Annotated in this window: 13 protein-coding genes; 5 read left to right on the forward strand and 8 right to left on the reverse strand. The window is 68.6% G+C overall.

Features of this window, described 5'->3' with window-relative positions:
* Positions 1-206: 206 nt before the first annotated feature.
* Positions 207-1,604: an aminotransferase family protein gene (locus tag JHL17_RS22345; protein ID WP_200196524.1), complete on the forward strand. Its 1,398-nt coding sequence runs from the start codon at positions 207-209 to the stop codon at positions 1,602-1,604.
* Between the two features lie 160 nt (positions 1,605-1,764).
* The gene (locus tag JHL17_RS22350) at positions 1,765-2,574 is read left to right on the forward strand and encodes a transglutaminase-like domain-containing protein (RefSeq protein WP_200196526.1); all 810 of its coding nucleotides are present in this window, start codon (positions 1,765-1,767) and stop codon (positions 2,572-2,574) included.
* A 30-nt stretch (positions 2,575-2,604) separates the two neighbouring features.
* Here the strand turns inward: JHL17_RS22350 and JHL17_RS22355 are convergent, their stop codons facing one another.
* The 3 genes from JHL17_RS22355 to JHL17_RS22365 are packed head-to-tail and all read right to left on the reverse strand — an operon-like array spanning position 2,605 to position 3,525.
* Positions 2,605-2,961: a hypothetical protein gene (locus tag JHL17_RS22355; RefSeq protein WP_200196528.1), complete on the reverse strand. Its 357-nt coding sequence runs from the start codon at positions 2,959-2,961 to the stop codon at positions 2,605-2,607.
* A gap of 4 nt (positions 2,962-2,965) precedes the next feature.
* The gene (locus JHL17_RS22360) at positions 2,966-3,205 is read right to left on the reverse strand and encodes a hypothetical protein (RefSeq protein WP_200196530.1); all 240 of its coding nucleotides are present in this window, start codon (positions 3,203-3,205) and stop codon (positions 2,966-2,968) included.
* Positions 3,202-3,525 (reverse strand): hypothetical protein, encoded by a 324-nt coding sequence (locus tag JHL17_RS22365; RefSeq protein WP_200196532.1) that lies wholly within the window; start codon positions 3,523-3,525, stop codon positions 3,202-3,204. Before JHL17_RS22365 ends, JHL17_RS22360 begins: the two co-directional genes overlap by 4 nt.
* 78 nt (positions 3,526-3,603) lie before the next feature.
* Between JHL17_RS22365 and JHL17_RS22370 the strand changes: the two genes are divergently transcribed.
* Both JHL17_RS22370 and JHL17_RS22375 read left to right on the forward strand, forming a co-directional pair.
* A complete protein-coding gene (locus tag JHL17_RS22370) occupies positions 3,604-3,825 on the forward strand; it encodes a hypothetical protein (RefSeq protein ID WP_200196534.1) in 222 nt (73 codons plus the stop codon).
* A gap of 171 nt (positions 3,826-3,996) precedes the next feature.
* Positions 3,997-5,469 (forward strand): L-lactate permease, encoded by a 1,473-nt coding sequence (locus JHL17_RS22375; RefSeq protein WP_200196536.1) that lies wholly within the window; start codon positions 3,997-3,999, stop codon positions 5,467-5,469.
* Positions 5,470-5,478: 9 nt separating this feature from the next.
* Here JHL17_RS22375 and JHL17_RS22380 read toward each other — a convergent pair whose 3' ends face one another.
* Positions 5,479-6,297 (reverse strand): DMT family transporter, encoded by an 819-nt coding sequence (locus tag JHL17_RS22380; protein WP_486598859.1) that lies wholly within the window; start codon positions 6,295-6,297, stop codon positions 5,479-5,481.
* 208 nt (positions 6,298-6,505) lie between these two features.
* Between JHL17_RS22380 and JHL17_RS22385 the strand changes: the two genes are divergently transcribed.
* Positions 6,506-7,930, forward strand: a complete 1,425-nt coding sequence (locus tag JHL17_RS22385; RefSeq protein ID WP_200196540.1) for an aminotransferase-like domain-containing protein — start codon at positions 6,506-6,508, stop codon at positions 7,928-7,930.
* 9 nt (positions 7,931-7,939) lie between these two features.
* Here JHL17_RS22385 and JHL17_RS22390 read toward each other — a convergent pair whose 3' ends face one another.
* The 4 genes from JHL17_RS22390 to JHL17_RS22405 form a co-directional block, all read right to left on the reverse strand.
* Positions 7,940-11,314, reverse strand: a complete 3,375-nt coding sequence (locus tag JHL17_RS22390; RefSeq protein ID WP_200196542.1) for a PAS domain S-box protein — start codon at positions 11,312-11,314, stop codon at positions 7,940-7,942.
* A gap of 164 nt (positions 11,315-11,478) precedes the next feature.
* Complete coding sequence (locus JHL17_RS22395) at positions 11,479-12,246, reverse strand: amino acid ABC transporter ATP-binding protein (protein WP_200196544.1); 768 nt, start codon at positions 12,244-12,246, stop codon at positions 11,479-11,481.
* Positions 12,243-12,902, reverse strand: coding sequence for an amino acid ABC transporter permease (locus tag JHL17_RS22400; RefSeq protein ID WP_211113518.1), 660 nt, complete (start codon positions 12,900-12,902; stop codon positions 12,243-12,245). Before JHL17_RS22400 ends, JHL17_RS22395 begins: the two co-directional genes overlap by 4 nt.
* Positions 12,903-13,030: 128 nt before the next feature.
* Entirely contained in the window at positions 13,031-13,810 is a 780-nt protein-coding gene (locus tag JHL17_RS22405; RefSeq protein WP_200196549.1) for an amino acid ABC transporter substrate-binding protein, read from the reverse strand.
* Positions 13,811-14,102: the final 292 nt, after the last annotated feature.

The raw sequence follows: 14,102 nt of genomic DNA on the forward strand, positions 1-14,102 counted from the left end.
TTTGAAAGCAAAATTCCCATGACGGGACTTCCGTCATCCTCGCGAAGGCGGGGTTCCAGGAAACTCTCGTGCAAAGCGGCTGAGATGGCTGGATTCCCGCCTTCGCGGGAATGACGGGTTTCCCCGGCACCGGATCGAATTTGCCGAATGCGATTGCCCTGACGCTTCCTTAAACCACACCCGCATCCCACCCGAGGAGATGACCGATGGATGACGTCCTTCGGAACGACGAGTCACGCGTCAACGACATCCGGCACGTGATCGAGGCCGACCGCGCCCATGTCTGGCACCATCTGACCCAGCACAAGGGGTTCGAGACGACCGATCCGCGCATCTTCGTCGAAGGCAAGGGGATGCGGGTGTGGGATGCCACCGGGCGCGAGTATCTCGACGCGGTGTCTGGCGGGGTGTGGACGGTCAATGTCGGCTATGGCCGGGCCAGCATCGCCGACGCGGTGCGCGACCAGCTGGTCAAGCTGAACTATTTCGCCAATTCCGCCGGGTCGATCGCCGGCGCCCGCTTCGCCGAGAAGCTGATCGCCAAGATGCCGGGGATGAGCCGGGTCTATTATTCCAACTCCGGCTCGGAGGCGAACGAGAAGGTGTTCAAGATGGTGCGCCAGATCGCGCACCGGCACCATGGCGGCGCCAAGTCCAAGATCCTCTACCGCGAGCGCGACTATCACGGCACCACCCTCGGCACCCTGGCGGCGGCGGGACAGGCGCAGCGCCGCGCCCAGTTCGGCCCCTTTCCCGACGGCTTCGTCGAGGTGCCGCATTGCCTGGAATACCGCAGCCAGTACGGCGCGGTGGAGAATTACGGCGAACTGGCCGCCGATGCCATCGAGGCGGTGATCCTGCGCGAGGGGCCGGACACCGTCGGCGCCCTGTGCCTGGAGCCGATCACCGCCGGCGGTGGCGTCATCACCCCGCCCAAGGGCTATTGGGAGAAGGTGCAGGACATCTGCCGCCGCCACGAGGTACTCCTGCACATCGACGAGGTGGTCTGCGGCCTCGGGCGCACCGGCACCTGGTTCGGCTACCAGCATTACGGCGTGCAGCCGGACTTCGTCACCATGGCGAAGGGGGTGGCGTCCGGCTATGCCGCGATCTCCTGCACGGTGACGACCGAGCGGATCTTCGAGCTGTTCAAGGACGATCCGGCCGACCCGATGTCGTTCTTCCGCGACATCTCGACCTTCGGCGGCTGCGTCGCCGGCCCGGCGGCGGCGCTGGAGAACATGCGCATCATCGAGGAGGAGAATCTCCTCGCCAACACGCAAGGGATGGGCGAGCGGCTGCTCTCCGGCCTGTGGGAGCTGGCGGAGCGTCATCGCGCCGTCGGCGACGTGCGCGGCAAGGGGCTGTTCTGCGGCGTCGAACTGGTGCAGGACCGGGCCAGCAAGGAACCGGCGGAGGAGAGGCTGGTGCAGGCGGTCGTCGCCGACTGCATGGCGAACGGTGTCATCATCGGCGCCACCAACCGCTCGCTGCCCGGCCTGAACAACACGCTGTGCCTCAGCCCGGCGCTGATCGCCGGCGCCGACGACATCGACCGCATCGTCGCGGCTATCGACGGCGCCCTGTCCCGCGTGTTCAAATAAGCCTGCGTGGTCAATGAGATCGGATCGTGCGGGATCGGACCCGGTCCGAAGCGATCCGATCGCCGAACATGAGGCCATAGCCCGTTCCCCGATCCCCTCCAACCAAGGGTCGGCACCGTCACGCGCCGTCGCCGGCACGCTTTCTCATCGGAGGGCCCTCATGCGCATACGCCTGGGTTACCAGCTGAACTTCAGCTTTCCCGCCCCGACGCCCATGATCGTGATGCTGAACGTGCATTACACGCGCGTCGGCGACCTGGAGAGGCCCGACCACATCGTCACCAACGTACCGGTGCCGATCCAGGGCTACCGCGACAGCTTCGGCAACTGGTGCAGCCGGCTGGTCGCGCCCGCCGGTCTCGTCACCATCGGTGCCGACAGCATCATCCGGGACAGCGGGGCGCATGATCCGTTCGAACCCGGTGCCGTCCAGCACCGGGTGGACGAGTTGCCGGCCGATGTGCTGCTGTTCCTGCTGGGCAGCCGCTATTGCGAGACCGACGTGCTGTCGGACGAGGCATGGCGGCTGTTCGCGGGCACGCCGCCGGGCTGGGCGCGGGTGCAGGCGATCTGCGACTTCGTTCACAGCCACGTGACCTTCGGCTACGAGCATTCGCGCCCGACGAGGACCGCGGCGCAGACCTATGCCGAAAAGCATGGGGTCTGCCGAGACTACGCCCATCTCGCCATCGCCTTCTGCCGCGCCATGAACATTCCCGCGCGCTACTGCACCGGCTACATCAGCGACATCGGCCTGCCGCCGCCCTATGCGCCGATGGATTTCGCCGCCTGGATGGAGGTCTATCTCGGCGGACGCTGGCATGTCTTCGACCCGCGCAACAACGCTCCGCGGATCGGCCGCATCCTGATCGCGCAGGGCCGCGACGCCGCCGACGTGCCGCTCACCCACACCTTCGGCCCCAACACGCTGACGGAATTCCGGGTCTGGACGGACGAGGTGACCGCCTGATCCGTGCCCGCGCCGGGATCAGGCCGGGGGTCACGCGCGGCCGGCCGCCGGGGTGTCCGAAGCCTTGGCATCGAGCGCCATGGAACGGACGAGGGCACCGGTGCGGCCGCGCGTTGGCGGCAGCTGCGCGATCCGATGCAAATCCTCCACCCAGGGAGACGGATAGCTGTCCGTTCCGAAGACCCAGACGGTGTCGGTGCCGCCCTTCGCCGTCCGCAGCGACACGCGGGCGTCGTGGCCGTCCTTTCCTGCATGGTTGGCGGCCTGCACCGCGGCGATGAGGGCGCCGACCCGTCCGTTGGGAAAGGGGCCGTAGCGCTCCCCCTCGAACCCGATGAACCAGCCGTCCGTTCGGCACGACACGATGTAATGGGCTGAAAGGCTCATGAGGTCACTGTTCCTTGATGGCGGCCGCGCCGGCGGCGCAGGCCATGGTGAGACGGGTCAACACGGCGCCCCGCTGCAGGCCGGTACGGCCCGGCGGCGAAAAGGCAGGGGGAAGCCGGTCGGCCGATATCCCATGCGGCGCCCGACGCCAGCGGCGTTCGGCGGTCGTCCAGCGCAGCTGTTCACGCAGCACGTCGGCACCATCGGGGCGCCGACCCTCGATGGACTGGAACGCGGGCGTCATGGCCGTTCCTCCGGTTGCGGAATGGGCGGCAAAGCGCCTGCCATGGCCGGAACCGCCGGATACGAGGTTTCCCCGACCGCTGGCGACGCGCCGCCGCTCCCCGCACAGCACCAGCAGACGGTGCAGCTTTCTCCCGGAGCCGATTGGGCCAGCACCACGCTGGCGAAGCCAAGCCGCTCCGCCGCCTTTGCTTCGCGAATGGCTTTGGCGAGCGCGTCGGCTTTGTCGGCGCAGGGAGGATAGACGAACCCATCCGCCCGGACGATCCAGCCGGCATGGGTTTTCAGAATGAAGAAGGCAAGCCTTGTCCTGGCATTCATGGGATGGTCTCCGATAAGGCCGGTTTCGCGGCGATGAGGGCGGCCGTGCCGTCCGATCGAGTCACGCCAGGAAGAGTCTTGAGCCCGCAATCCCCGAAAAATGCACAAGCCTGGAGTGATTACCGTCGTTTACAAATGGTAATCCCCACAAAGATTCTCAATGACCATCGCGAGCATGGTCCGGTTTTTATTGTTTTTGTGATTCGAGGCGTGCCTGTTTTTCATTTTCCGGCCCGTATTTTTAAAGTATATCGCCGCGCAGCAATCGCTTTTTCGGATCGGATTCCATATCCTCTTTGACTGACCGGCCCGTGGACGGCCTGGATTTATCGGCCGCGTGCCGACGCGCAGTGACGCAGGCGAGCCCGACAGGGCGCGGAAAGATTGCACTGCCTCAGATATACTAGTATCCAATGGCCCCGGCCACGCTGCGCGCCGGCATTCTCCCTCCGGCCCCGTGTCTGCCCGAACATGACCCTCGCCTTCCATATGATGCCGCTCGTCGGCACGATCCTGCTGCTCGCTTCCCGCCGTGTCAGCCTGCTGTCGGCCGGGATCGCCGGCATGGCGCTGGCGTTCGCCACCATGGTCACCCCGATGATCGTGGCGCAGCCGTCGGTCGGTCCGGCGCTGGGCATGGCGGCGGTCAAGGCGGGGGAAGGAGCGTGGCTCGCGTGGCACGCGATGTCGATCATCGCCGCCGGCCTGCTGTTCCACCGCTCCTTCGAGGCGCGCGGCATCCGTCCGGCGGCGGTCGTGCAGGAAAACCGCCGGCGCGCCGTCTTCGTCGCCTGCTTCCTGGTCGGTCCCTTCGCGGAATCGGTGACCGGGTTCGGCGTCGGGCTGGTCGTGGCCCTCGCCATGCTGCGCCATCTCGGGCTGCCGCCGGTCCAGTCCGCCGCCCTCGGACTGTTCAGCCAGGTCCTGGCCGCCTGGGGCGCCATGGGGGTCGGCAGCCGGGTCGGGGCCGAGCTGATCGGCGTGTCCTTCACCGAACTCGGAACGGCCAGCGCCCTGCTGATGGCCGTCGTGCTGCCCTGCCTTCTCCCGGTGTTCTGGGGGCTGATCCGGTCCTGCGGGCTGCGGTCGAGCCTGCGCGAGCGCGCGTCCGACGCCGCCCTCCTCCTCTGCCTCGCCGGGCTGATCTGGCTGACCAACGTTTTCGTCGCCCCCGAGCTCGGCGGCGGGCTGGCGACCGCCGTCCTGCTGCTCGCGGTCGAGGGGCCGCGCCTGCTGCGCAGCGGCGCCGATATCCGCAGGCTCGCCGGGCTGCTCTGGCCCTACGGGTTGCTGATCGCCGGGCTGATGGCGACCCGCCTGCTGCCGCCGCTGTCGGACTGGACCGGGCGGTGGCTGGTGCTGGACCCATTCGGCGGCCTCGCCCCGCTGGCCGTGCTGCGCCATCCGGCGACATGGCTGGTGCTGATTTCCGGCATCCTGCTGTCCGGCCTGCCGGGCGCCGGTGCCCGGACCCTGGTCCTGGGCGCCCTTCGCGCCGCCCTGGTGCCGATGGCGGCGACGCTGGTCTTCGTCGAGTTCGCCACCTTCATGGCTGCCTCCGGCGGGGCGGCGATGTTCGGCGACGCCTGGCGCGCGGTGGCGGGCCCCTTCGCCGTGCTCGCCAGCCCGGTCTTCGGCGCCGCCGCCGGGATGCTGACCGGCTCCAACACCGCCTCCAACGCCCTGATGATGAACATCCAGCTGAGCCTTGCCGCCGAAAGCGGCCTGCCGCCCATCCTGATCGCGGCGATCCAGACCGTTTCGGGGAGCATCTGCACCATGCTCACCCCCGGCCGCATCGTGCTCGCCGCCGGTCTGGTCGGGCTGGAGCGGGCGGAGGGGGCGATCTACCGCCGCGCCCTGCCGATCGGGCTGGCCACCGTCCTGGCCCTGCTGGCCGTCATCGTCCTGATGGCCGGACTCCAGGCCCGCGGATTGGCGTAGCCACGCCGCTCAGGCGAACTTCTTCGCCCCCGCGACGCACAGCACGACGAGGCCGGCCGCGGCGATCATCGTCCAGGCGACCGGCTCGCGCAGCAGCAGCCCCGCCAGGATCAGGCCGAAGGCGGGCTGGAGAAGCTGCAGTTGCCCGACGCCGGCGATGCCGCCGAGCGCCAGCCCGCGATACCAGAAGAAGAATCCCACCAGCATGCTGAACACCGAGACATACCCCAGCCCGACCCAGGCCGGGACGGCGATGCCGGTCCAATCGTCCGGCATCGTCGCCAGCGCCGCCGCCGCCATCGCCGGCAACGCCAGCACGAGCGCCCAGGAGATCACCTGCCAGCCGCCGAGCCGGCGCGACAGGGTCGCCCCCTCGGCATAGCCGAGCCCGCAGAGCAGGATCGCCAAAACCATCAGGAGATCGCCGGCCAATGACGCGCCACCGCCCTGCCATAGGGCGAAGCCGGCGACGGTGAGGCTTCCCCCCGTCGCGAACAGCCAGAAGGCGGGCCGTGGCCGCTCCCGTCCCCGCAGCACGCCGAACAGGGCGGTGGCGAGCGGCAGGAGGCCGATGAAGACCATCGACTGCGCCGAGGTGATGTGCTGGAGCGCCAGCGCGGTCAGTAGGGGAAAGCCGGCGACGACACCGAGCGCCACGATGGCGAGCGAGGGGAGGTCGCGGCGCGCCGGCCGGGCCTGCCGCAGCAGCGCCAGCAGTGCCGCCGCCAAGGCGGCGGCGATCACCGCCCGCGCCGCGGTCAGGAACAACGGGCTGAAACCGCCGACCGCGACGCGCGTCGCCGGCAGCGAACCGCTGAAGATGAGCACGCCGACAAACCCGCTGCCCCACCCCGCTGTCGACCTTTGCATCCCGTCTTCCTTCCCGGCAATCCGATCATTCTGCCGCGATCCTAAAGCGCCGGGCCTTGGCGGCGACAGCGACAGTCCCATACAATTTCACCGAACTGTACTGGACTCCAAAGCAGTACACTTGCTATCGACACAGGCCATGACAGGCAGGGCGGGGACGAGCGGGATGGGAACGCGCACCGGAGACGTGATGGACGCGATCCGCCGCAGGATGGCGAGCCGCGCGCTGTCTCCCGGGGAGAAGCTGCCTTCGATCCGCAGCTTCGCCACCACCATGGGGGTGTCGCCGTCGACCGTGGTGGAAGCCTATGACCGGCTGGCGGCCGAAGGCGTGATCCGCTCCCGACCGGGATCGGGCTTCTATGTTTCCGGCGCCGTGCCACCGCTCGCCCTGGCCGAGGCGGAGCCGAGGCTCGACCGCGCGATCGATCCTTTCTGGGTGTCGCGGCAGTCGCTCGATGCGGGGCCGGACATGCTGAAGCCAGGATGCGGATGGCTGCCGGCCGACTGGATGCCGAACGCGGCGATCCGCCGGGCGATCCGCCATCTCGCCCATGCGGATGACGGCCTGCTGGCGGATTATGGCGGCACGCGCGGATCCCTCCCCTTGCGCCGGCTGCTGGCGCGGCGGTTCGCGGACGAGGGGATCGCGGCGGCTGCCGATCAGATCCTGCTGACCAATTCCGGAACCCAGGCGATCGACCTGATCTGCCGCTTCCTGCTGCGGCCCGGCGACACGGTGCTGGTCGACGATCCCTGCTACTTCAATTTCCAGGCCCTGCTGCGCGCCCATCAGGCCCGGGCGGTCGGCGTGCCCTATGGCCGGACCGGCCCGGACGCCGCCCTGTTCGCCCGGCTGCTGTCGGCGCATCGACCGCGCCTCTACATCACCAATTCGGCGCTCCACAACCCGACCGGCGCCACGCTGTCGCCGCAGACGGCCCACCAGATCCTCTGCGCCGCGGCCGCCCACGACCTCACCGCCCATGACTTCACCATCGTCGAGGACGACATCTTCGCCGACTTCGAACCGGAGCCGTCGCCACGGCTGGCGACCCTCGACGGACTGGACCGGGTCATCCGGATCGGCAGCTTCTCCAAGACGCTTTCCGCCTCGATCCGCTGCGGCTACATCGCGGCCCGGCCGGACTGGGTGGAGGCGCTGGTCGACCTCCAGGTCGCGACGAATTTCGGCGGTCCGAGCCCGGTCGCGGCCGAACTCGTCCACGCGACCTTGAACGACGGCAGCTACCGCAAGCATCTCGACGGCCTTCGCCGGCGGCTGGCACGGGTTCGGCGCGAAACCGCGGCCAGGCTCGAAGCGCTTGGCCTGCGGCCCTGGCTGATGCCGCGCGGCGGTTTCTATCTGTGGTGCAGCCTGCCGGACGGCCGGGACGCCGCCGAAGTGGCACGCGCCGCCCTGCGCGAGTCCGTCGTGCTCGCTCCCGGCGACGTCTTCAGCGTCTCCCGGTCGGCATCCGGCTATATGCGCTTCAACGTCGCCCAGATGGGTGATCCGCGCATCTTCGACGTGCTGGCCCGCGCGATGAAGGCAAGCGGGCCCGGTACGGTTTCCCAGCCGTCCCGGTAGCGCCGGCGATCATCCCCCACTACCCCCGCCATGGCCGCCGCCGCCCGCGCCGGCCGGTGCTGCGGCGGCCACCGCCTTGTGCAGTTCCTGCAGCAGGGTGTCGATCCGGTAAGGCTTCGACAGTACCGGGATGCCCCCGGTGCGGGCCACGTCCTCGCTGTAGCCGGTGGTCAGCAGCACCGGCAGTCCGGGGCGCAGGATGCCGGCCTCGCGGCCGAGATCGATGCCGCTCAGCCGGCCCGGCATCACCACGTCGGAGAAGAGCAGGTCGATCCGCTCGTCTCCGGCCAGCAGCGGCAGCGCCTCGTCGGCCGTGCCGGCGCGCAGCACGGTCCAGCCGGCATCCTCCAGCGCCGCCGCGACGGAGGACGCGACGACCGGATCGTCCTCCACCATCAGCACGCGCATCCCCGCGACGCCTGGGGCGGCGGCGTCGGTGCCGACGGCCGGTGCGCGGGGCAGGCTCTCCGAAGCGCGCAGCAGCAGGACGATGCGGGTACCCTCGCCCGGCCGGCTTTCGATCCAGACGGTGCCCCCCGCCTGCCGCGCCAGCCCATAGACCTGCGCCAGGCCGAGGCCGGACCCCTTGCCGACCTCCTTGGTGGTGAAGAAGGGATCGAAGGCCTTCGCCACCACCTCCGGCGCCATGCCGGTTCCGGTGTCGCCGACCGTCAGCCGCAGGAATTCCCCCTCAAGCCCTGACGCATTGCCGGGGCCGAGAGTCTCGTTGTCCGCTTCGATGGTCAGCGTACCGCCCTGGGGCATCGCGTCGCGCGCGTTCACCGCCATGTTGATCAGCGCCAGCTCGAACTGGGTCGGATCCACCTCGATGGGGCGGAGGCCGGGGGCGAAGCGGGTCTCCAGCCGGATGTCGGCGCGCAAGGCACGTTCCAGCAGGCCGGCCATCCCGTGAACCCGCTCGCGCACGTCGATCGGCTCCGGGCGCAGGCTGTCGCGGCGGGCGAACCCCATCAGCTGCTGGACCAGCTTGGCGCCGCGGTCGACCGCCTGCATGCCGGCCTCCAGCAACGGCGCCAATCCCGGCTGCGTGCTGCGGCGGCCGATCATGGTCAGGCAGCTGCTGAGCGCCTGGAGCAGGTTGTTGAAATCATGCGCCACGCCGCCGGTCAGCTGGCCCACCGCCTCCATCTTCTGCGCCTGGCGCAGTTGGTCCTCGGCCCGGCCGAGCGCGGCGGCGGCTTCCTTCTGCGCCGTCACGTCGCGCCCCACCGCATGGATGAAGCGCTCGTCCGGAACCGCTGTCCAGGAGATCCAACGGTAGGACCCGTCCCGGTGGCGATAGCGGTTCTCGAACCGCATGGTGGTCAGGCCCGTCTCCAGCCGGCCGACCTCCGTCACCGTCGCCGCGAGGTCGTCGGGATGGACGAAATCAAGGAATACCGCGTCCTGCAATTCGGTCTGCCGCCAGCCGAGCACGGAGGTCCAGGCCGGGTTGACCGCGGCGATCGTGCCGTCGAACCGCGCCACCAGCATGATGTCGGTCGACAGCCGCCACATGCGGTCGCGGTCTGCCGTCCGCTCCGCCACGCGCTGCTCCAGCGTCGCGTTCAGTGCACGCAGGGCATCTTCGGCACGCCTGCGGTCGGTGATGTCGTAGCAGGCGCCGAGAATCCGTGCTGCCCCCTCGCTCTCACCCCCTGTCTGCATGGTCGCCTGCGCGCGCCGGGCGATCCAGCGGATCTCGCCGCTGCCGGGCCGGACGATGCGGTATTCGACATAGCCCAGCCCGTCCGTCGGCACCTGCCCGGGGCGGAGCGTATTCAAGTTGGGCCGGTCCTCCGGATGGATCAGGGCGACCAGATCCTCCAGACGGACCAGCGGACGTGCATCGATGCCCCACAGCCGGCAGAATTCGGGAGATACCGCCAGCAGCCCGTCGGCGCGCAGCTCGAAGGTGCCGACCCCACCGGCATCCTGGGCGATGCGCAGCCGCTGCTCGCTTTCGCGCAGCGCCTCCTCGGTCCGCTTCATTCCGGTGACGTCGCTGCCCTGGACGAACATGCCCGTGACATGGCCCTGCTCGTCGCGGATCGGCTGGAAGACGAAGGTGACGAAGCGCTCCTCCAGCGGCGTGCCGGGCCGCCGGGCCAGCCGCGCCGGCATCCCTTCGCCGACGAAGGGTTCGCCCGTGGCATAGACACGGTCGGCCAGTTCGAAGAATCCCTGCCCCACGATTTCCGGCAGCGCGTCGCGCGCCGGCTTGCCGATGATGTCGCGGCGGCCGATCAGGTCGAAATAGGCGTCGTTCGCCATCTCGTAGACATGGTCCGGTCCGCGCCAGACATACATGAAGCCCGGCGCCTGCCGGAACAGGGCGCGCAACCGCTCCCCCTCCGCATGCAGCCGCTGATTCGCGCGCCGGACCTCCTCCTCCGCCTGCACGCGCTCCACCGCCGACCAGGTCCGTTCCGCCACCTCCTTGACCAGGTCCACCTCATCGTCGCGCCAATGCCTGGGCTGGCGGCAGTGGACGTAGAGCGCCGCCACCATCCGCCCCTGCTTCACCAGGCTGGCGGTGACGACGGCGGAAAACTCCAGGGCGGCGAAGGCCGCCCGCAGCTCCGGCATCACGGTGCGCGGATCGCCGGCCGCATCGTCGACGACCAGGGCCTCCCCCTTGCGCAGCGTCGCCAGCACGGGCTCGCCGAAGGCCAGCAGGTCATGGGTGCCGAGGTGGGGCGGCAGCGTGCCGTCGGTCCAGCTGCGCTCCGTGGTGAAGAAGCGCTCACTCTCATCCATGGCGCCGTAGCCGACGCGGCCGGCGCCCAGATGACGCCCCAGCGTCTCCGCCGCTACGGCCACCACCTCGACCGGATCGGTCAAGTCCCGCAGCCGGCTTTCCAACTCGGCATGGAAGGCCATGCGCCGCCGGCTCCGCACCGCCGACGTCGTTTCGGCCACGATGCAGAGGAAGCCGCCGGTCCGTCCGGCCTCGTCGGTGATCGGCGTGTAGGAAAAGGTGAAATGACGCTCCTCGACCGCTCCCCGACGTTCAAGCGGGACCGGAAGGTCTTCGTGCAGCAACGCCTGCCCGTCATGGGTGCGGCGGACGAAATCGAGGACCTGCGGCCAGGCGTCGGGCCAGACCTCCCTCATCGGCCGTCCCAACGCCTGCGGATGGCGGGGTCCCAGGATGTCCAGATAGGCGTCGTTGTACAGGACGGTGATGTCCGGCCCCCAGCCGATGAACATCGCCTGCCGCGACCGCAGCATCAGGCGGACCACGGCACGAAGCTCCTGCGGCCAGCCTTCGGGCGGACCGAGCGGCGTCGCCGCCCAGTCATGGCTGCGCATGAAGGCGCCCACCTCGCCCTCCCCGGCCGAAAAGACGGGCGACGATGTCGCGTCGGATGGCTGGCTCACCGACGCCGTCCGACGTCGATGGAAATCGGATAAGCTTGAGCGTTCATCAAGACAATCGAACAATCAGCGTCGGATCGAAATCCTTATCACACGACCGCGAGGCAGCACGGTAGCTATCCAATCGTCAGGCCCGAACGGTCGAAGGCACCTTGATTCCGCTCCCGTCATACTCCCTCCCCCTGCTGCACCTGCTGGGTCAGGGTGGCGATGAAGCGCTGGGTGCGCTCGCGCGTGGGGTGGGTGAACAGCGCCTGCGACGGGCCGGCCTCCACCACATGTCCGCCGTCGAGGAACACCACCTCATGCGCGATGCGCGAGGCGAGGCGCAGGTCATGGGTGGCCATCACCATGGTGGTCCCCTCGGCGGCCAGCGTGCCCAGCACCTCCACCACCTCGCCCGACAGCTCCGGGTCGAGGGCGGAGGTCGGCTCGTCGCACAGCAGCACCCGCGGCGACGGGGCGAGTGCGCGGGCGATGGCGACGCGCTGCTGCTGCCCGCCCGACAGGGTCGCCGGCCAGGCGTCGGCCTTGTGGTCCATGCCGACCTTGCGCAGCAGGGCCATGGCACGGTCGCGCGCCTTTTCGGCCGGCCATTTCTGCACGGTCACCAGCCCTTCCATCACATTCTCCACTGCTGTGCGGTGGGGGAAGAGCTGGAAGTTCTGGAAGACCATGCCGGTCTGGCTGCGCAGCCGCTGGATGTCCTTCCAGCCGGGTTTGCCGCCGGGGTGGAAGGTCAACTCCTCCTCGCCGATGCGCACGGTGCCGGAGGTCGGGATCTCCAGCAGGTTGATGCAGCGGAGCAGCGTGCTCTTGCCGCCGCCGGACGGGCCGATCAAGGCGGTGACGCGGCCTTCCGCCACCGTGACCGACACGCCCTTCAGCACGGTCAGGTCGCCGAAGCGCTTTTCGATGTTGGTCAGCCGGATCAAGACTTCGCCTCCAGGAAACCGCCATACTCGCCGAACCGCCGTTCCAGCCGGACCTGCAGGGCCGACAGCACGGAACTGAGCAGCAGATAGATCAACGCCGCCTCCACATACAGGATCAGCGGCTCGTAGGTCGTCGCGACGATGCGCTGGGCCGCCTGGAACAGCTCCGGCACCGTGATGGCGGCGGCGAGCGAGGTGTCCTTCACCAGCGAGATGAAGCTGTTGGACAGCGGCGGCACGGCGACGCGGGCGGCCTGCGGCAGGATGGTGCGCCGCATCGCCTGGGACCAGCTCATGCCGGTGGAATAGGCGGCCTCCCACTGGCCCTTCGGCACCGAGCCGATGACGGCGCGGATGATCTCCGAGGTGTAGGCGCCGACATTCAGCGTGAAGCCGATCAGCGCGGCCGGGAAGGCGTCCAGCACGATGCCGGCGCTGGGCAGGCCGTAGAAGATCAGGAAGAGCTGCACCAGCAGCGGCGTGCCGCGGATGATCCAGACATAGAAGCGGACGACGGCGGCCAGCGGTGCCGGCCCGAACAGCCGGACCACCGCTGCCACCAGCCCGACGATCAGGCCCAGCGCGAAGGAGGCCAGGGTCAGCGGAACGGTGAAGACCAGCGCCGCCCACAGCAGCGACGGAAGCGAGTCCGTCATCAGGGTAAGCCAGTGCAGCACGGGGAAGGTGCCTCTCGTGAAGATGGAACGACAATGCCCCCGGCCCGGAGAGGGCAGAGGGCATTGCGGCGGGCAGTGAAGCGAGACGGGAGATTAGGTCGAAACCGTCACTTGGAAACGTCGGCGCCGAAATACTTCTGCGAGATCGTCGTGTAGGTGCCGTCGGCCTTTATGGCGGCCAGCGCCTCGTTGATGGCGGCGACCAGCTTGGCCTCTCCCTTGCGGACGATGATGCCGGACTGGTCGGCATTGTCCTGGGTGGCGGCAATCTTCACGCTGGCGTCGGGCTTGTGCTTCTTGAAGTCCAGGAAGGACAGGCTGTCGTTGACCGTCGCATCGGCCCGGCCGTTCAGGACGAGCTGGATCGACTGGTCGAAGCCGTCGGTGCCGACCAGCTGCGCGCCCGACGCCTCGGCCAGCTTGCCGAAGTTGCTGGTCAGCGACTGGGCCGACTTCTTGCCCTTCAGGTCGGCGAAGCTCTTGATGCGGTCATTGTCGCCGCGCACGATCAGGACGGCCCGGCTGGTGATGTAGGGGTCGGAGAAATCATACTTGGCCTTGCGCGCCTCGGTGATGCCGACCTGGTTGATCACCGCGTCGTAGCGGCGCGCGTCCAGGCCGGCGATCAGGCCGTCCCACTTGCCCTCCAGGAACTCCGCCTTCACCCCGATGCGCTTGGCGACCTCGCGCCCGATCTCCACGTCGAAGCCGACGAGGGCGCCGGAGGCGTCATGGTAGGTGAAGGGGGCATAGGTGCCCTCGGTACCGATCTTCAGCACGCCGTCGGCCTTGATGCGGTCCAGGTCGGCCTGGGCCCAGGCGGCGGAGGAGGAGACGGCGGCGACCTGCAGAAGGCCGACGACGAGAAACGATTTCAGCCATTTCATCGGTTGATGCCCGGTGTTCATTGGATGGGATGTTGGGTTGGTTGGAGTCGGGTTGGTCCGCCGCCCTTGTCGTGCTGCGGTTCCAGTCACGCTACAGGGAAGAATATACTCTAACAAGGGAATAAGATACCTATTTAGCGCAGATCAACTGTATATAAAAACGTACTACGAACAGATCATGTTGGAAAATCTGCGGCCCATGCGTAGCATTCCCCCAACTGCGCTTCCGGCCATCCGATGCCAGACCCTCGTATGATGGGCCGAATGCGGCCGGACCTGTAGGATCCGCGAC

It is taken from the genome of Azospirillum endophyticum, assembly GCF_016595245.1.
In the GTDB taxonomy this organism is placed as follows: domain Bacteria; phylum Pseudomonadota; class Alphaproteobacteria; order Azospirillales; family Azospirillaceae; genus Azospirillum; species Azospirillum endophyticum.